Origin of the sequence: Streptomyces pseudovenezuelae (assembly GCF_001513955.1) — a bacterium.
GTDB lineage: Bacteria > Actinomycetota > Actinomycetes > Streptomycetales > Streptomycetaceae > Streptomyces > Streptomyces pseudovenezuelae.
The window spans coordinates 498,288-515,268 of the sequence record NZ_KQ948151.1 but is presented as its reverse complement, the minus strand read 5'-3'; the positions used below and the strand labels follow the sequence as shown (position 1 = coordinate 515,268).

Annotated in this window: 18 protein-coding genes; 13 read left to right on the top strand and 5 right to left on the bottom strand. The window is 71.1% G+C overall.

The annotated features are described in order from the left end of the window. Positions 1–3: 3 nt before the first annotated feature. The 7 genes from AQI94_RS34050 (at position 4) to AQI94_RS34020 (ending at position 6,421) form a co-directional block, all read left to right on the top strand. A complete protein-coding gene (locus AQI94_RS34050; protein WP_031055099.1) occupies positions 4–1,155 on the top strand; it encodes a thiolase family protein in 1,152 nt (383 codons plus the stop codon). Further along, complete coding sequence (locus tag AQI94_RS34045) at positions 1,152–1,547, top strand: Zn-ribbon domain-containing OB-fold protein (protein ID WP_031055101.1); 396 nt, start codon at positions 1,152–1,154, stop codon at positions 1,545–1,547. The genes AQI94_RS34050 and AQI94_RS34045 overlap by 4 nt, the downstream gene beginning before the upstream one ends. Positions 1,548–1,786: 239 nt before the next feature. Next, entirely contained in the window at positions 1,787–4,144 is a 2,358-nt protein-coding gene (locus tag AQI94_RS34040) for a sensor histidine kinase (RefSeq protein WP_051832658.1), read from the top strand. Positions 4,145–4,152: 8 nt separating this feature from the next. Further along, the gene (locus AQI94_RS34035; protein ID WP_391271543.1) at positions 4,153–4,581 is read left to right on the top strand and encodes a roadblock/LC7 domain-containing protein; all 429 of its coding nucleotides are present in this window, start codon (positions 4,153–4,155) and stop codon (positions 4,579–4,581) included. 8 nt (positions 4,582–4,589) lie between these two features. Next, positions 4,590–4,967, top strand: coding sequence for a DUF742 domain-containing protein (locus AQI94_RS34030; protein WP_051832659.1), 378 nt, complete (start codon positions 4,590–4,592; stop codon positions 4,965–4,967). Beyond that, on the top strand, positions 4,948–5,544 hold the full coding sequence (locus tag AQI94_RS34025) for a GTP-binding protein (protein WP_031055112.1): 597 nt from the start codon (positions 4,948–4,950) through the stop codon (positions 5,542–5,544). The genes AQI94_RS34030 and AQI94_RS34025 overlap by 20 nt, the downstream gene beginning before the upstream one ends. Before the next feature lie 85 nt (positions 5,545–5,629). Beyond that, complete coding sequence (locus AQI94_RS34020) at positions 5,630–6,421, top strand: FadR/GntR family transcriptional regulator (protein ID WP_199814376.1); 792 nt, start codon at positions 5,630–5,632, stop codon at positions 6,419–6,421. A gap of 26 nt (positions 6,422–6,447) precedes the next feature. Here the strand turns inward: AQI94_RS34020 and AQI94_RS34015 are convergent, their stop codons facing one another. From AQI94_RS34015 to AQI94_RS34005, 3 genes are read right to left on the bottom strand one after another with little or no spacing between them, the layout of a single operon-like run. After that, the gene (locus AQI94_RS34015; RefSeq protein WP_031055115.1) at positions 6,448–7,473 is read right to left on the bottom strand and encodes a TIGR03617 family F420-dependent LLM class oxidoreductase; all 1,026 of its coding nucleotides are present in this window, start codon (positions 7,471–7,473) and stop codon (positions 6,448–6,450) included. Then, positions 7,470–8,606: an acyl-CoA dehydrogenase family protein gene (locus AQI94_RS34010; protein ID WP_031055116.1), complete on the bottom strand. Its 1,137-nt coding sequence runs from the start codon at positions 8,604–8,606 to the stop codon at positions 7,470–7,472. The genes AQI94_RS34015 and AQI94_RS34010 overlap by 4 nt, the downstream gene beginning before the upstream one ends. A 3-nt stretch (positions 8,607–8,609) precedes the next feature. Continuing rightward, the gene (locus AQI94_RS34005; RefSeq protein WP_225890362.1) at positions 8,610–9,395 is read right to left on the bottom strand and encodes an enoyl-CoA hydratase/isomerase family protein; all 786 of its coding nucleotides are present in this window, start codon (positions 9,393–9,395) and stop codon (positions 8,610–8,612) included. A 100-nt stretch (positions 9,396–9,495) separates the two neighbouring features. On the opposite strand from AQI94_RS34005, the gene AQI94_RS34000 reads away from it, so the two are divergent. Next, complete coding sequence (locus AQI94_RS34000; protein ID WP_031055130.1) at positions 9,496–10,389, top strand: crotonase/enoyl-CoA hydratase family protein; 894 nt, start codon at positions 9,496–9,498, stop codon at positions 10,387–10,389. Between the two features lie 101 nt (positions 10,390–10,490). Continuing rightward, positions 10,491–11,906, top strand: a complete 1,416-nt coding sequence (locus tag AQI94_RS33995; RefSeq protein WP_031055131.1) for a family 1 glycosylhydrolase — start codon at positions 10,491–10,493, stop codon at positions 11,904–11,906. A 7-nt stretch (positions 11,907–11,913) separates the two neighbouring features. On the opposite strand, the gene AQI94_RS33990 is transcribed toward AQI94_RS33995, so the two are convergent. Together AQI94_RS33990 and AQI94_RS33985 are read right to left on the bottom strand one after the other, a co-directional pair. Continuing rightward, positions 11,914–12,414 (bottom strand): MaoC/PaaZ C-terminal domain-containing protein, encoded by a 501-nt coding sequence (locus AQI94_RS33990; protein ID WP_031055134.1) that lies wholly within the window; start codon positions 12,412–12,414, stop codon positions 11,914–11,916. A gap of 27 nt (positions 12,415–12,441) precedes the next feature. Beyond that, a complete protein-coding gene (locus tag AQI94_RS33985; RefSeq protein WP_031055138.1) occupies positions 12,442–13,263 on the bottom strand; it encodes an enoyl-CoA hydratase/isomerase family protein in 822 nt (273 codons plus the stop codon). Between the two features lie 109 nt (positions 13,264–13,372). On the opposite strand from AQI94_RS33985, the gene AQI94_RS33980 reads away from it, so the two are divergent. The 4 genes from AQI94_RS33980 to AQI94_RS33965 are packed head-to-tail and all read left to right on the top strand — an operon-like array spanning position 13,373 to position 16,959. After that, a complete protein-coding gene (locus AQI94_RS33980; RefSeq protein WP_031055140.1) occupies positions 13,373–14,497 on the top strand; it encodes an acyl-CoA dehydrogenase family protein in 1,125 nt (374 codons plus the stop codon). 19 nt (positions 14,498–14,516) lie between these two features. Next, positions 14,517–15,695: an acyl-CoA dehydrogenase family protein gene (locus AQI94_RS33975; RefSeq protein ID WP_031055143.1), complete on the top strand. Its 1,179-nt coding sequence runs from the start codon at positions 14,517–14,519 to the stop codon at positions 15,693–15,695. After that, the gene (locus tag AQI94_RS33970) at positions 15,692–16,204 is read left to right on the top strand and encodes a nuclear transport factor 2 family protein (protein WP_031055146.1); all 513 of its coding nucleotides are present in this window, start codon (positions 15,692–15,694) and stop codon (positions 16,202–16,204) included. Before AQI94_RS33975 ends, AQI94_RS33970 begins: the two co-directional genes overlap by 4 nt. Further along, positions 16,204–16,959, top strand: a complete 756-nt coding sequence (locus AQI94_RS33965; RefSeq protein WP_031055149.1) for an SDR family NAD(P)-dependent oxidoreductase — start codon at positions 16,204–16,206, stop codon at positions 16,957–16,959. Before AQI94_RS33970 ends, AQI94_RS33965 begins: the two co-directional genes overlap by 1 nt. Positions 16,960–16,981: the final 22 nt, after the last annotated feature.

The following is a 16,981-nucleotide window of genomic DNA, read 5'->3' as shown; positions in this document are numbered from 1 at the left end:
CCCGTGAACGGCCGCCAACCCGTGGTCGTCGGCGTGCACGCCACCGAACAGGCGCTGACACTGCCCGACCGCGACGCCATGGACCTGGCCCTCGAAGCGGTACGCGGCGCGATCGCGGACGCCGGACTGACGCCCGCCGACGTCGACGGCGCCCAGGTGGACTGGCCCGGCCCGGGCGGCGTGCCCGGCGAGGGCAGCTCCTGGGCACGCATGCTCGGCCGGGACCTGCGCTGGACCAGCGACTCGATGCTCGACAACGCCGGCTCCCGAGGCCTGCTGAAGGCGGCCGCCGCCATCAGCGCCGGATACGCGGACACCGTCGTCGTCGGCGGCTGCAAGCTGGTCTCGCGCGGAGCCGGTCCCGTGGGAGCCGGGGTGCCCCTGGAGTTCGCCGACGTGTGGGGCAGTTATGTCGTCGCCCAGTTCGCTCTGGTGGCGGCACGGCACATGCACGAGTACGGCACGACCTCCCGGCAGCTCGCCGAGGTCGCCGCCACCATCCGCAACAACGGCAGCACCAACCCGGAAGCGATGATGTACGGCCGCGGACCGTACACCGCCGACGACGTCCTCGCCTCCCGGATGGTGGCCACGCCCTTCCACCTGCTGGACTGCTGCATCGTCGGCGAGGGCGGCGCCGCCCTGGTGGTCACCACCGCCGAACGGGCCCGCGATCTGCCGCACCCGGCCGTCGCCGTCCTCGGCGGCGGCATGGAGTACCACCAGGCCGCGTACGCCAACCCGGCGCTGTACCGGGAAGTCGGCCAACTCGGCCGGGACGCGTCCGCCCGCGCGTACGCGATGGCCGGCGTCGGGCCCCACGACGTGGACGTGTTCTCCCTGTACGACCCCAACTCCTTCGAGATCATCCGGCAGTTGGAGGCACTCGGCCTGTGCGGCGAGGGCGAGGGCGGCCCTCTGGCGGCCAGCGGTGCCATCGCCGTGGGCGGCAAGCATCCCGTCAACCCCGACGGAGGCTGCCTTTCCTACGCCTGGAACGGGACCCAGCAGATGACGCTCAAAGTCGTCGAAGCCGTACGGCAGTTGCGCGGCACCGCCGTGCACCAGGTGGAGGGCGCCGAACTCGCGGTCGTCGGCAACGCCGGATCCGGCGCGCAGCACTACGAGATGAGCCTGTTGGGGAGAGCGCGATGAGCCGGCACGTACCCGTCCCCACCGACCTGTCCGAACCGTTCTGGGACGCGGCCCGGCGCGGCGGCCTGGTCGTCCCGTACTGCCCGAGCTGTGACCTGCGCTTCTTCGTCCCCGAACCCGCCTGCCCCGGGTGCATGGCCCCGGGCTGGCACTACGCGCCGAGCGCCGGCCGGGGGACCGTCTACTCGGTGACGGTGGTGCATCGCGCACCCGGCCCGGGCTTCGACACGCCGTTCGCGCTCGCCGTGATCGACCTCGACGACGGCGGCACCCTGCTCTCCCATGTCGACGCCGGAGATCCGGACGCTGTCGACATCGGGATGCGCGTGCGCGTCGACTTCCGGCCCCTCACGGACGAGATCACGCTGCCCTGTTTCGTGCCGGAGCGCTGACCGCGTCGGTGCAGCACGATGATGGTGAAAGTTTAGTGTTCTAAGTGTATTTAGATAGCGGTATCCATGGATAGCATCGGCGCGTCATCGTGCGGGCCCATCGGAGCGGCCTGTCACTTGGAGCATCGCTGGGGACCTCAGTGGCAGTGCATGCGCGTGCGTCGAAGAGACAAGGCCCAGGAGGCGGCAAAGCCCGGCGGCAGCCGTCACTGCGAACGGTTCTGCTCGTCCTGGCTCTGGTGCCCAGCGTCACCCTCGTGGCCCTGTGGCTGGCGAGTTCCGCGCAGCTCTACACGCAATGGCAGACGCAGAAGGACCGCAACGCGGCCTCCAACGCGGCGGCACGGCCGATCATGGCCGCGTTCTTCGACCTCCAGGAGGAACGCAGGCTCAGCGGAGCGGAGTTGGCCGACCCCGAGGGCTACCGAAAGGCACTGCGTGCCCAACGCGTCCGCACCGACGCCGACGTCACCACCGTCCAGGAACTGCCCGACAGCGGCTGGAGCGCCCCGGACGACATCCGCGCCAACGTCGTCCAGGTGGGCAGGAACCTGCGGAAACTGGCCGACTACCGGGCAGGGGTGGACCAGCGGACCGCCTCGCAGCAGCAGACCTTCGACCACTACACGAGCCTCATCTCAGGCCAGTTGAACCTCTTCACCACCCTGAGCCACGTCGGTCTTCCCAACATCGACTACCTCGCCCGGCCGGCCATCGACTCGGTCTGGGCCATGGAGATGATCTCGCGTGAGAACGCGCTCTTCACCCGCGGCTCGGTGACCGGCCGGCTCTCCGCCACCGAACGCGGGCAGCTAGCCGGATGGATCGGCTCCCAGCACTTCCTCTACGACAACAAGATCGTGCCCCTCGTCCCGGACGACCAGGCCGCGCGGTACCGGAAGCTGATGGCCGGCGGCGCCTGGAAGCAGAAGACGACGGCCGAGCAGAACGTCCTGTCCGGCACCCGCTCCGGGACCGACGAGGACACGTTCTCCAAGGAACTCGGCACGACGTGGAGCGCAGGCGTCGGGCCGGTCACCACCCAGCTCCAGCAGCTCAACACCGCCTACTCCGTGACCCTGACGGCGGCCACGGAAAAGGAACTGAACGCGATGGTGCGGCGGTTGGTCGTGACCAGTGTGATGGGCGCCGCGGCGGTGCTCGTGGTCGTCCTGATCAGCGCGCTCCTCACCCGGACGCTGCGCCGCCGGATCTCCGCGCTGCGCGTCGCCGCCCTGGACCTGCAGACCCGCATGCCGGCCGTCGTCGAACGCCTGCGCGGCGGAGACGTCGTAGACCTGGACGCCGAACTCCCCACCATCCAGCACGGCGACGACGAACTGGGCCAGCTGGGCCAGGCGCTGAACCTCGCACGCCACAGCGCGCTCGACACGACCATGGCCCAGGTCTCGCAGTTCCGCGGCTTCGAGAAGCTGCTGCAGCGCATCGCCCGGCGTACCCAGCTGCTCATCGGCCTGCAGATGAAGAAGCTCAGTGAGCTGGAGCGCCGGCACGAGGATCCCGAGGTCCTTGAAGGCCTGTTCGACCTCGACCATCTGACCGCAAGGCTGCGGCGCTACGAGGAGAACCTGGTGATCCTCGGCGGCGGCCAGCCGCAGCGACGCTGGCGCAAGCCCGTCCTGCTGCTGGATGTGCTCCGCTCCGCACAGAGCGAGGTGCAGGACTACCGGCGGATCCAGATCGACGTCGAGGACCGGGTGTGGCTGGCCGAGCGCGCCGTCGGCCTCGTGATCCACGTACTGGCCGAACTCATGGAGAACGCGGTGGGCTTCTCCAGGCCGCCGACGCCCGTGGAGGTGTACGCCGCCCGGGTGGGACGCGGTCTCGCGGTGGAGATCGAGGACCGCGGCGTGGGCATGGACCCCGAGCAGTACGACGAGGCCAACCGGCTGATGACCGAGCCGCCCCGCATGGACGCCATGTCCCGGGCGGACGACGTCAGGCTCGGCCTCTACGTGGTCGCCCGCTTGGCGCGAGCCCTCGACATCCAGGTCGAGCTGCGGCCCTCCTCGTTCGGCGGCACCCGGGTCGTCGTCCTCATCCCCGACGAACTCGTCGTCGAGGCGCCCGAGCAGTCGGGGCCGACATCCGCGGCAGTCGATGCCGGCTGGCCGCCGCCCCCCTTTGCGGCCGTCTCGGACGCGCCGGGCACGGAGCGCAGGACGGCCCAGGACGTGGACACCCTGGTGACCGGCCGAGTCGGCCTGCCCGAAACCTCGGCCCCCGCGAGTGATGTGTGGACCCGGCCGCCGCGTCCCCATCCGGTGCCGCAGGCGGCCGGCACACCGCGGGGGAGCGGCACCGTGCGCGTGGATGCCGCGCCGGACGTGCGACCACTGCCGAAACGGGTGCGCCTGGCCAGTCTCGCCGACGAACTGCGTGACCCGGCCGCCGGCCTGGGGGTGCCTGCCCCCGACGAGCAGGCACCGAACCGGCGGTCCGCGCCCGCCCGTTCCGGCGCGACGATCGGCGCCTTCCAGCGCCAGTCCCGGCTGGTCCGGCGTGACGTTCCCCCGACCGACCACGAACCCCTCGACGTGCTGCCGCAACGTAGACGGACCCCGACGGAAGACTGACCATGACCATGCGAACGACCGCCACCCACCCGGACCTCGACTGGTTGCTGGACGGCCTGGTGGAACAAGTGCCCGGCACGCACCACGCCATCGTGCTGTCCGACGACGGGCTGGTGGTCAGCCAGTCCCGCACCATTGCCCGCGGCGACGCCGAGCGCCTCGCCGCCATCGCCACCGGCCAGCAGAGTCTGGCCCGCGGGGTCGGTCAGCTGTTCGGCGGCGGTGGGGTGCACCAGGTCATCGTCGAGCTGACCGACCTGTGGCTGTTCATCTCCGCCGCGGGCCGCGGCACTCATCTGGCCGTCGTGGCATCCCAGGAAGTGGACGCCGAGTTGATGACCGTGGCCATGCACACCCTGATGCAGCAGGTGGGCCGGCGCATGGGCACCGAGACGCGCTTCGGGGCGCCCGCCGACGAGCGCGGTGTACGTGAGTGAGCCACTGGATGGACGGCCTGGACGCGGCCGACGCGGAGGAACTGTCGGTCAGGCCTTACACGATCACCCAGGGCCGGACGGCACCCACGCGCGACGACCTCACGCTGATCACCCTTGTGACGACCGTCGAACCGGCACCCGGCCGGGCCGCACTGCGGGGCCTGCAACCCGAGCACCGCTCGATCCTCCAGCAGTGCCGCACACCCGCCGCGGTGGCAGAGATCGCCGCGGAGCTGAACCTGCCGGTGGCGGTCACGAAAATCCTGATCGACGACCTGGTGGCACTGGGCAGGGCGACCACCCGTCCGCCGATCGCCGTAGCGACGGGAAACACCATGGACATGACTCTTCTTCGGGCGGTGAGGGATGGCCTTCGCAGACTCTGACCCCGCGGGCCGGGCCTACGACGGCTCGGCCCCCGCGGCGGTCAAGATCCTTGTGGCCGGCGGCTTCGGTGTCGGCAAGACGACCCTGGTCGGGGCGGTCAGCGAGGTGGCGCCGCTGCGCACCGAGGAGTACCTGACCGTTGCGAGTGTCGGCGTCGACGACGTCGAGGGTGTCGAGCGGAAGTCCACCACCACGGTCGCCATGGACTTCGGCCGCATCATGGTCAACCCCCGGCTGGTGGTCTACCTGTTCGGGACGCCCGGCCAGGAGCGCTTCTGGTTCATGTGGAACGACCTCGTGCACGGCGCGCTCGGTGCGGTGGTCATAGCCGACACCCGGCGGCTGGAGTCCAGTTTCGCGTCCATCGACTTCTTCGAGAGCCGCGGGATCCCCTTCGTGATCGGCGTCAACTGCTTCCACGGCCACCAGGAACGCAGTGAGCGCGAGATCCGGGAAGCACTCGACCTCGACCCCGAAGTCCCGCTGGTGATGGGGGACATGCGGCAGCGGGCGGTGGGCCGCGATCTGCTGCTCGCCCTGGCCGAACTTCTCATTTCCACGAACTCGATAACCTAGTTCAATCAGTTATCTAGTAGAGTGAACCGTCTACCCGGTGCTCGGGCCGTGTCCCGCACCTGTGGGTCGGACGGAGGTGGGCCCGGTGACGCGTACGACGGGGCGGCAGGACGGTGGCGGTGGCCGGGTCAACGGTGTGAAGGTCCGGGTCCCCAAGATGGCCGAGCTGGTGGCGGCACAGCTGCGCCGCAAGATCGTGCGCGGGGAGCTGGCCGAGGGCGAGGCGCTGCCGGCCGAGTCCGCGCTGATGGCGGAGTTCGCCGTGTCCCGGCCGACCCTGCGTGAGGCGTTCCGGGTGCTGGAGTCGGAGTCGCTGATCAGCGTGCGCCGGGGCGCCCGGGGCGGGGCACGCGTGCAGACCCCGGAGGGCACGGTCGCGGCCCGGTACGCCGGCGTGGTCCTCGAATACCGGGGCACGACCCTCAAGGACGTCTACGACGCCCGTACGGTCATCGAGGCACCGTGCGCCGGTCTGCTGGCCGAGGGACGCACGGACGAGGACCTGGAGCGGCTGCGGGCCGCCGTCGCCGAGGCCGAGACGCTGATGGACGACCCCTCGGCGTTCATCCGTGCCCACATGGAGTTCCACGCCCTGGTCGTCGAACTGGCGGGCAACGAGACGCTGAGCGTCCTCAACGGCATGGTCCGGCACATCATCGACCAGGCGAACTGGTCCCACGTCGACCTGGACGCGGGCAGCCCCGAGAACGTGAGGGCCAACCGCCGGGGCTTCCGCGCCCACGGCGCGCTCGTCGAACTTGTCGCCGCGCGCCGGACCGAGGACGCCGAGGAACTGTGGCGCGTCCACCTCCAGGAGGCCGAGGACTACCTGCTGCAGAACAGGTCCATGACCACCGTCCTGGACCTGCTCGGCTGACGTCCCGGGCCTGCCGGGCCGGGCCGTCATTCAGGCGTGCGCAGCTCCTGCACGATGGGCTCCCACACCTCGGCGTCGATCTCGTACGCCGTGTAGAAGGACACCCGGTCGACCAGCGCCCCGTACCGGCGCCGGATCTCGCCCGCGACCCGCTCCGGTTCCGCCACGACCGCGAAGGTGTGCAGGACCTCGTCGTCGACGAGGCGGCTCATCGCCTCCCACTTGTCCTCGCGCCGGGACGTCGACAACGCGTGCAGTTCGTCGCCGAGTTCACCCCAGCCGTGCAGCTCCAGCACCCCGCGGTAGGCGGGTGTGCTGCCGTAGAAGGCGACCTGGGCACGGGTGCCGTCGATCGCGCGGGTCATCTCCTCCTCCGTGCGGCCGGTCGCGGTCAGCAGCAGATGGGAGACGGCGAAGTCGGCCCGCGTACGGCCGGACACGGCGAGCCCCGCCTCCACGGTCGGCAGGGTCACCTCCCGCAGGTACCGCTCCGTGGTGAAGCCGTGCGCGAGCAGCCCGTCGGCGACCTCGCCCGCCACCTTGGTCATCGCCTGGCCGACGGCGGCCACGAACACCTTGGGCGCGCCGCCGGGAGCGGGCGGGGGAGAGAAGAAGGGCGACATCAGGGTGTGCGAGTAGAAGTCGCCGCGGAAGTTGAGCCTCTCGCCCTCGTTCCAGGCGGCCCAGATCGCGTGCAGCGCGCTCACGTACTCCCGCATGCGGGCCGCGGGCCGGCTCCACGGCATGTCGAAGCGCCGCTCGATGTGCGGCTTGATCTGGCTGCCGAGACCGAGCGAGAACCGTCCGCCGGCGTAGGTCTGCAGGTCGTGCGCGGTGTACGCGAGCTGCATGGGCGAGCGGGCGAAGGCCACCGCGATGGCCGTGCCGACCTCCAGCCGGTCGGTGTGCTCGGCCGCCAGCACCAGCGGCAGGAAGGGGTCGTGCTTGGACTCCGACGCCCACAGGCCGTCGTAGCCGGCCTTCTCGTGGTGCCGGGCCTCCTCCACGACCTCCGTGGTGCTCCACACGTTGAGCTTGCCGTCGACCTTCATGCCGCTCCCTTGTCCTTGTCCATGCCGATTCTCCGTGCGAGCAGTTCCCGGTGGTACGCCGGATCGCCGAACAGCAGTTGTGCCGTCCTGGCCCGCTTCAGGTAGAGGTGGGCCGGGTGCTCCCAGGTGAAGCCGATGCCGCCGTGCACCTGGATGTTCTGCTCCGTCGCCTGTACGCACGCCTCGGAGCAGAACGCCTTCGCCAGATTCGCCACGGCGGGCAGCTCCGGGTCCTCGTTCTCCGCCGCGAGCAGGGCGTAGTGGGCGGCGGCGCGCGCCGACTCCACCTCCAGGAGGACGTCGGCCAGCAGGTGCTTGAGGGCCTGGAAGGAGCCGATGGGCCGTCCGAACTGGTGGCGCACCTTGGCGTACTCCACCGCCATGTCGAGCGCGCGGGAGGCCACCCCGACCTGCTCGGCGGCCAGCGCCACGGCGGCCCGGTCGAGCACCTCGGAGACCAGGTCCCATCCCTCGCCGTGGGTACGCAGCCGGGTCGCCGGTACGTCCTGGTAGTCGAGGCGGGCCTGGCGGCGGGTCGGGTCCATCGTGGGCAGCGGCGCACGGGTCAGGCCGGGCGCGTCGCCCTCCACGCAGAACACCCCGATGCCGTCGCCGGTTCGGGCGACGGTGAGGACGACATCGGCCGTGGCGCCGTCCAGGACGAACATCTTGTGCCCGGTCAGCAGCCAACTCCCGTTGCTCTCACGGGCGGTGAGCCCGACGCCCGACGCGTCCCAGCGGGCGGAGTCCTCGGTCAGGGCGAGTGTCCCGACGAGTTCGCCGGAGGCCAGGCCCGGCAACAGGCGCTTGCGGGCGTCCTCGTCGGCGCAGCGCAGCAGCGTGGTCGTGGCCAGCACGGCGGAGGACAGGAACGGCGCGCACAGCAGCGCACGGCCCATCTCCTCCATCACCACGCCCACTTCGACCGGCCCGCACCCGGCGCCGCCGTACTCCTCGGGGACCGCGAGGCCCTGCAGCCCGAGCTCCGTCCCCATCCGGCGCCACAGTGCCCGGTCGAAGCCCTCGGGCGTCTCCATCAGGCGCCGCGTCTCGGTCTCGGGCGAGGTGCGGACCAGGAACGCCCTTACGGTGCGCCCCAGTTCCTCCTGCTCCTCGCTGAACGCGAAGTCCATGCCTCAGCCCTCCCCGTCAGTCCGGCGACGGGCGCGGGACGCGATGATCTTCTCGACGACGGCGATGTGGTCCGGCGAGTGCATGGACTCCTGCTCGGCGAGCAGCGCGGGTTCGAGGACGGTGGCGAACGCCTGCTCCAGGTGCAGGTTCACCGCGCGCTTGGTCTCGCGCAGCGCCTGCGCGGGAAGGGCGGCCAGTCGTACGGCGAGGTCCATGGCCTCGTCCAGGAGCTTGTCCTTGGGCACGGCGCGGTTGGCGATGCCCAGCCGGACCGCCTCCTCGGCGCTCACCCGGTCGCCGAGGAACAGCAGTTCCTTCGCGCGGGTCAGCCCGACGAGCAGGGGGAGGACCAGTGCACCGCCGTCGCCCGCCACGAGCCCGACCTGGACATGAGGGTCCGCGAGGTAGGCGTCGTCGGCGATCAGCACGAGGTCGCTCAGCAGGGCCAGGCTGCATCCCAGGCCCACCGCGGGCCCGTTGACGGCCGCGATCACCGGCAGCGGGCAGCGGACCATGCCGGTGACGATCCGCCGCGCCTCGTCGACGTTCTGCTCCCGGAAGGCGCGGTCGCGCTGGACCCGGGTCATGATGTCGAAGTTGCCCCCGGCGCTGAACGCCCGGCCGCGCCCGGTGAGGACGACGACACGGGCCTCAGGGTCGCCGGCGAGTGAGTCCCACAGGGAAGCGAGACCCGCGTGCAGCTCCTCGCTCATCGCGTTGAGCTGGTCCGGCCGGTTCAGTTCGACCAGCCGTACCGGCCCGACGGCCGTCACCAAGAGGTCCGTCATCTCCACCGCCATCAGTCGTCAACGAACGAGTCAGTAGAGTTGAATGCTATAACTAATTAAGCTTTCTGGAAACGGCTCGTCGGAGTGACGGAGGACGCGTATGCCGGTACAGGAGTACGACACCGTACGGGCCGAGGTGGCGGACCGGATCCTCACCGTCACCCTCGACCGGCCCGAGAAACTCAATGCCTTCAACCCCCAGATGATGGCCGACCTGCTCGACGTCCTGGACGCGGCGGACGCCGACGACGAGATCCGGGTGATCGTGGTGACCGGCGCCGGGCGCGGCTTCTGCGCGGGCGCCGACGTCAGCTCCGGCGGCTCCTCCTTCGACCACCGCAAGGCGGGCGCCTGGCACCGGGACACCGGGGGCCGGGTCGCGCTGCGGATCTTCTCCAGCACCAAGCCGGTGATCGCGGCGATCAACGGCCCGGCCGCGGGCGTCGGGGCCAGCATGACCCTGCCCATGGACATCCGGCTGGCGTCGACCTCGGCGAAGTTCGGGTTCGTCTTCGCCCGCCGCGGCATCGTGCCGGAGTCGGCGGCGAGCTGGTTCCTGCCCCGGACCGTCGGCATGCAGCGGGCCATGGAGTGGGTGGCCACCGGCCGGGTCTTCGGCCCGGACGAGGCGCTGGCGGCCGGGCTGGTCCGCTCCGTGCACCCGCCGGAGGAACTGCTGCCGGCGGCGTACGAACTGGCCCGGGAGATCGCCGACAACACCTCCGCGATCTCCGTCGCCCTGTCCCGCCAGATGATGTGGCGGATGCTGGGCGAACCCCACCCGATGGCCGCACACCGGCTCGACTCCCGGATCATGAGCCAGATCGGCGGCGGCCCGGACCCCGTGGAAGGCGTCCAGTCGTTCCTCGCCAAACGGCCGCCCGCCTTCCCGGGGCGGGTGAGCAAGGACATGCCACCCCTCTTCCCCTGGTGGCAGGAAGAGGAGTTCCACCCCCTGGAGGAGCAGGCACCGGCATCTGAGGGCCGGGTATGAGATCTGGCCGAAACGTTGTCGTAGTTTGTCAGACCTGTTAGCGTCCGGTCGGCGGACATTCAGTTGAATGCGCTTAACCATTCACCGCCTGGACGGTAACCATGAGCGATGGTTTCCTGCACGAATCGCTTCGCCGCGTCGACTGGGGGGTCGCCACGGCGGACACCATCGCGGCGCCCCCGCCGCCCCAGCCGGAACGCGGCGGGCACTTCCGGCAGTGGACCGACGACCTCCGGCAGCTGACCGGTCTCGTCGCGGACACCCACCGCATGGTCGTCGGATGGCCGCAGCTCCAGCCCGACGGCCCTGGAAACTGGGACCGGGACGCCCTGGACCGCTGCGACCGCGCGCTCGACGCACTGCTCGCCCGCGGCACCCGGCCCGCTCTCACCCTGCTCGACCGCTCACTGCCGCCATGGCTGGACGCGGCCGGCGGCTGGCTCGCCCGTGACACCGCCGAGCACTTCGCCGCCTACGCCGCCGAGCTGGGCCGCCGCTTCGGCGACCGGGTGGAACGCTGGATCACCTCCACCGACCTCGCCGGCCCCACCCTCGCCGACCACGTGGCCGGAATGTATCCCCCGAGCCGGGGTGCGGGCCGGGCCGGACTGCCGGCTGTCCACCACATCCTGCTCGCGAACGGGCTCGCGACCCTGGCCCTGAGGGCCACCGGCGCGCGCGGCCGGATCGGCACCACGGTCACCCTCGTGGGCGGCTACCCGGCCACCGGCGACCCCTACGACCGTCTCGCCCTGGAACGCCTGGAGAGCTGGACCAACCGGCTGTTCCTCGACCCCCTGCTGCTCGGCGCGCACATGGTGACCGAGGACGGCGACTCACCGGTCGAGGACACCGGCTGCGTGCGCCCCGGCGACCTGGAGACCATCGCCACCGAGCAGGACCTGCTGGGCCTGTCCTGGCACACCCCGCTCCGTGTCACCGCGCCGGAGAACCTGCCCCGCGTGCTGCCCACGAGGACGTGTCAGAGCGCCCTCAACGAGGTCAACCGCCTGCTCGTGGGCCTGGGCTTCGCGATCGTCCCGTTCGACGACGTGGAGACCACCGCCTACGGCTGGCCGATCATCCCCGAAGGACTCGCCGACGCCGTCGCCGGCCTCTGCGAGCTCTACGGCGACGCGCTGCCACCGCTGTCCGTCATCGACAACGGCATGGGCGACCTGGACCTCGTGGACGCCTCGGGGCACAGCGACGACGACCGGCGCCGGGCCCTGCTGCGCGCCCGGCTCTCCTGGCTGGCCGGACTCACCGCGGCCGGTGTGGAGGTGTGCGGCTACGAGTACTGGTCGGTGCTGGACAACCTGGAGGCCAAGTTCCGCTACACCCGCCTGTACACCATGGCGGTCCCGGACCACGAGGCCCCGCCGCGTCCCGCGATCCCCTCCGACTGGCTGCACCGCGGCGCCTTCGCCGGAGCGGCCGTACCCGAAGCGGGGCGGCCCCCCGGTCTGAGCCTGGTGCAGGCCGCGCCTCGGGCCCAGGACGGCGGAGCCTCGTAGCCCGGGCTCAGGAGGCCGGAGCCTCGTAGTCCCTGCCCCGGATCAGCCGCACCGGCGTGTAGACGAGGACGTCCTCGTCCCGCTGGTTGCGGACCGTGATCCGGCTGGTCACCACGCCCCGGCCGGGCTTGCTGGAGGGCCGGGACCCGGTGGTCTCCACGACGGCGTACACGGTGTCGCCGACGTACACGGGACCCAGCACGTCGAGTTCCATGTGCAGGAAGGCGAGGCCCGTGCCGTGCAGCACGTTCGTCTGCAGGACGAGGCCCTCGGCGATGCAGTACGTCAGTCCCCCCGGGACCAGTCGCCCCGTGTAGCCGCCGTCCGCGGCGTGCGAGGCGTCCCAGAAGAGGGGCTCGGTGAAGCCGCCCCAGGTGACGAAGTTGACCAGGTCGGTCTCCGTGATGGTGCGGCGCGCGGTCCGGAAGACCTGCCCGACCGGCATCTCCTCAAAGGTCAGACCCTTGATCAGAAGGGGTACTTCGGTGCTGGTCTGCTGCGGTGCCATGATCGATCGGTTCCTCTCGTACGGTGGTCACAGGTCGAGCGGGTGCTTGCCGCTGACGCCCTCGAAGTCCGCGGGCCGCTTCTCGCGGTGCGCGGCGAGCCCCTCGACGACCTCGTGCCCGCCGAACCCGAAGAACTCCAGCCCCAGCGAGGCCTCGAAGATCGGCTGGGCGGTGCGGTACCAGTGGTTGAGGGACCGCTTGGTCCAGCTGATGGCGCTGGCCGGCCCGGCCGCCAGGGCGGTCGCGACCCGGAGGGCCTCGGTGTGCACGTCGGCGTCGTCCACGCACTTCGACACCAGCCCGATCCGCTCGGCCTCCTCGCCGGTGAGCGTCTCGCAGGTGAGCAGGTAGTACTTGGCCTTGGCCATGCCGCACAGCAGCGGCCAGCAGATGGCGGCATGGTCACCGGCCGCGACACCGAGCCGCGTGTGCCCGTCGACGATCTTCGCCGTGCGGGCGACGACGGAGATGTCCGCCAGCATGCCGATGACGAGCCCCGCCCCGACCGCCGGTCCGTGGATCGCGGAGACCACCGGCTTGGAGCAGTTGAGCACCCCGTAGACCATGTCCCGCGCCTCTCGCATCACCCGGGCGCGCACCGCGTAGTCCTCGGTCATGGTCTCGATGGAGTCGAAGGTCCCGCCCGCCGAGAACGCCCGGCCCGCCCCCTGGACGAGCACCGCGCGGGTCTCCGCGTCCCGGTCCACAACGGACCAGATGTCGGCGAGCTCGCCGTGCATCCGAGGATCAACGGCGTTGAGGTTCGGGGCGTCGAGCACGATCCGCAGCACGCCGGGCGCGGGCCGCTCGAAGGACAGGCTCGTGAACGGGGCGTAGGGATCGGTCACGTCGCGCTCCTGGTGTATTCAGTGTGGATACTATAATTATCTAACTGTATCGAGAGGTGGGCGGCAAGCAGGCCGCACGTGACGTTGCACCGAGGACGGGAAGCTCGGCATGGATCTCACCTTCAGCGAGGAGCAGGACGAACTGCGCAAGGTCGTCCGCTCGTTCCTCGCCAAGCACTCCGACGAGGCGACCGTGCGCCGCCTTGCCGTCGACCCCCAGGGGCACGACCCCGTCGTCTGGCGGCGGATGGCCGGCGAACTCGGCCTCCAGGGCCTCGCCGTACCGGAGGAGTACGGCGGCTCCGGCTTCGGCTACGTCGACCTCGGCATCGTCTGCGAGGAGGCGGGCCGCGCACTGCTCGGCGGCCCGTACTTCGCGACCGTCGCCCTGGCGGCCGAGGCACTGCTGCGCTGCGCCGACGAACAGGCGCGGCACGACTTCCTGCCGGGCATCGCCTCCGGCGAGACGGTGGCCACGCTGGCGTTCACCGAGGACAGCGGCCGCTGGGACGAGCAGGGCATCGGGCTCACCGCCGCCCAGGACGCAGGGGGAGGCTGGCGGCTGACCGGCGTGAAGACGTACGTCCCCGACGGACACCTCGCAGACCTGCTTCTCGTCGCCGCCCGCACCCCCTCGGGCATCAGCCTCCTGGCCGTCGGGACCGCCGACACCCCCGGCCTCACCCGCACCCCCCTCCCCACCCTCGACCAGACCCGCAAACAGGCCCGGATCGAGTTCACGGACACCCCCGCCCGCCTCCTGGGCTCCGAGGGCGCGGCCTGGCCCGCTCTGGAGCGCACCCTCGCCACCGCCGCCGTACTCCTGGCCGCCGAGCAGGTCGGGGGAGCGGCGGCAGCCCTGGACGCCGCCGTGGCGTACGCCAAGATCCGCGAGCAGTACGGCCGGCCCATCGGCTCGTTCCAGGGGATCAAGCACAAGTGCGCCGACATGCTCATGGAGATCGAGTCCGCCCGTTCGGCCGCGTACGGCGGGCTGTGGGCGCTGGACGCGGGCGACGAGACGGAGACAGCGATCGCCGCCGCCCTCGCCCAGGCCTTCTGCTCGGAGGCGTTCACCAAGGTCGCCGCCGACAACATCCAGGTCCACGGCGGCATCGGCTTCACCTGGGAGCACCCCGCGCACCTGTACTTCAAGCGGGCCAAGAGCTCCGAGGTACTGCTCGGCACACCGTCCTACCACCGGGAACTGCTCGCCGCCCGGCTCGGCATCTGAGACATGAGGAGACGCAGACATGGAGCTGGACTTCGGGCCCGCGGTACGCGACTTCCGCGACGAGGTGCGGGACTGGCTGACGGACCACCTGGTGGGGGAGTTCGCCGAGCACCGGGGCGTGGGCGGCCCCACCGACGGCGCGGCCTGGGAGGTCCGCCTCGCCTGGGACCGTGAGCTGTCCGCAGGTGGCTGGCTGGGCGTCGGCTGGCCGAAGGAGTACGGCGGGCGCGGGCTCGGGCTGCTGGAGGAGATCGTCTTCGAGTACGAGTACGCCCGCGTGAACGCCCCCTATCGGGCCACCGTCAACGCCCTCGACCTGCTCGGCCCGATGCTCCTCAAAATGGGCGGCGAGGCACAGAAGAAGCGCTTCCTGCCGCCGATCCTCGCCGTCGAGGAGCTGTGGGGCCAAGGTTTCAGTGAGCCGGGCGCCGGCTCCGACCTGGCGTCCGTGCGCACCCGGGCCGAACGCGACGGCGACGAGTGGGTGGTCAGCGGACAGAAGGTGTGGACGTCGTTCGGCATACACGCCGACTGGCTCTACGTCCTCACCCGCACCGACCCGCAGTCCGCACGGCACAAGGGCCTGAGCCTGCTGCTGGTGCCCACCGACCAGCCCGGCGTGGAGATCCGCCCCATCCGCAACCTCGCAGGGCAGGACGAGTTCGCCGAGATCTTCCTCTCCGACGCCCGCACGAGCGCCGACATGGTCGTCGGCGAGGTCGGCCAGGGCTGGCGCACCGCGATGGCCACGCTCGGCATCGAGCGCGGCACCACGCTCCTGCCCCAGCAGCTCACCTTCGAGCGGGAGGCCGAGGCACTGATCGACCTGGCCCGCGAGCGGGGCGCGCTCGACGACCCGATGCTGCGCCGCCGCATCGTCGACGCCTGGATCTCCGTACGCATCATGCGCACCACCAACCTGCGCACCATCGCCGAACTGACCGCCGGCCGCACGCCGGGAGCACAGGCCACCACCGCGAAGCTGTACGCCTCCACCCGGCACCAGCAACTCGGCCAGCTGGCGACGGAGTTGGCGGGTCCGGCCGGACAGATCGTCGGCGAGGACTACGCCCTGGACCGCCGGCAGCGCTCCTTCCTGCTGGCCCTAGCCGAGACGATCTACGGCGGGTCCAGCGAGATCCAGCGCACCATCATCGGGGAGCAGGTCCTGGGCCTGCCGAAGGAGCCGCGCCCGTGACGCCGATCGAGGACCGTCTCGACCGCGTCGAGTCGCACCTCGCCATCCAGCAACTGCCCATCCGCTACGCGCTCGCCGTGGACGGCCGCGACCTCGACGCCTGGGTGGACTGCTTCCGCCCCGACGTCGACATGGGGCGTCACGGCCGCGGCCGGGATGTCCTGCGCCAGTACATCGAACCCCAGGTGCGCGGCTTCCACCGGTCGGTCCACCAGATCTGCGGCCAACGGATCGAGTTCACCGGCCGGGACACGGCGACCGGCGCGGTGTACTGCCGGGCCGAGCACGAGGTGGGGGACCGGTGGATCGTGATGGCGATCTGCTACTGGGACGACTACGCGCGCGTGGACGGCGAGTGGTACTTCTCCCGGCGCCGCGAGCGGCACTGGTACGCGGCCGATGTGACCGAACGCCCCCAGGCGGTGGGATTCAAGGGCTGGGAGGGTGCCGGAGAACCGGCGCTGCCCGAAGCCTTCCCGTCCTGGTCGGCCTTCTGGAAGGAGACGTGATGGGACGGTTGTCGGGGAAAGCGGCGCTGGTCACCGGCGGCGGGCAGGGCGTCGGACGTGGCATCGCGCTCGCGCTGGCCGCCGAGGGGGCGTCCGTGGTGATCACCGGCCGCACCGAAGGCAAGCTGAAGGACGCGGCCGGGGAGATCGCCGAACGCGGCGGGCGGGCGTACACCGTGGTCGGGGACGTGGGGGAGCGGGACGACGTGGACCGCATGGTGGCGGAGACGGTACGGGAGTTCGGCGGTCTCGACGTGCTCGTCAACAACGCGCAGTCCTCGGTGCAGCGCCGGCTGGCGGAGACGTCGTACGAGGATGTCGAACTCACCTACCGCAGCGGGCCGTTGGCCGCCTTCCATGCGATGCAGGCCGCCCTGCCCCACCTCAAGGAAAGCCGAGGCAGCGTGGTGAACCTCGGTTCGTCGGCCGCCGTGCAGGGCGAGGCGACCTTCGCCGCGTACGCGATGGCCAAGGAGGCGATCCGCGGTCTGAGCCGGGTCGCCGCGCGGGAGTGGGGCGCGTACGGGATCCGCGTGAACGTCATCTGTCCCGCCGCGCTGAGCCCGGCGGCGGAGGACTACCTGGCCGCGCACCCGCACAAGGCGGACGAGCTCGCCCGGCAGATCCCGTTGGGCAGGCTCGGGGACCCGGAGGCCGACATCGGCCGGGCGGTGGCCGCGCTCGTCAGCGACGACATGGCCTATCTGACGGGCGCGACGCTGATGCTGGAGGGCGGCCGGACCCTGATCGGCTGACACCGCTGCACGACACCACGGA

Bases quoted from the DNA above. Each gene is read 5' to 3' on its own strand.
- AQI94_RS34045 (WP_031055101.1), top strand. From the start codon at position 1,152: ATGAGCCGGCACGTACCCGTCCCCACCGACCTGTCCGAACCGTTCTGG.
- AQI94_RS34035 (WP_391271543.1), top strand. From the start codon at position 4,153: ATGCGAACGACCGCCACCCACCCGGACCTCGACTGGTTGCTGGACGGC.
- AQI94_RS34030 (WP_051832659.1), top strand. From the start codon at position 4,590: ATGGACGGCCTGGACGCGGCCGACGCGGAGGAACTGTCGGTCAGGCCT.
- AQI94_RS34025 (WP_031055112.1), top strand. From the start codon at position 4,948: ATGGCCTTCGCAGACTCTGACCCCGCGGGCCGGGCCTACGACGGCTCG.
- AQI94_RS34015 (WP_031055115.1), bottom strand. From the start codon at position 7,473: ATGAAGGTCGACGGCAAGCTCAACGTGTGGAGCACCACGGAGGTCGTG.
- AQI94_RS34010 (WP_031055116.1), bottom strand. From the start codon at position 8,606: ATGGACTTCGCGTTCAGCGAGGAGCAGGAGGAACTGGGGCGCACCGTA.
- AQI94_RS34005 (WP_225890362.1), bottom strand. From the start codon at position 9,395: ATGACGGACCTCTTGGTGACGGCCGTCGGGCCGGTACGGCTGGTCGAA.
- AQI94_RS34000 (WP_031055130.1), top strand. From the start codon at position 9,496: ATGCCGGTACAGGAGTACGACACCGTACGGGCCGAGGTGGCGGACCGG.
- AQI94_RS33995 (WP_031055131.1), top strand. From the start codon at position 10,491: ATGAGCGATGGTTTCCTGCACGAATCGCTTCGCCGCGTCGACTGGGGG.
- AQI94_RS33990 (WP_031055134.1), bottom strand. From the start codon at position 12,414: ATGGCACCGCAGCAGACCAGCACCGAAGTACCCCTTCTGATCAAGGGT.
- AQI94_RS33980 (WP_031055140.1), top strand. From the start codon at position 13,373: ATGGATCTCACCTTCAGCGAGGAGCAGGACGAACTGCGCAAGGTCGTC.
- AQI94_RS33975 (WP_031055143.1), top strand. From the start codon at position 14,517: ATGGAGCTGGACTTCGGGCCCGCGGTACGCGACTTCCGCGACGAGGTG.
- AQI94_RS33965 (WP_031055149.1), top strand. From the start codon at position 16,204: ATGGGACGGTTGTCGGGGAAAGCGGCGCTGGTCACCGGCGGCGGGCAG.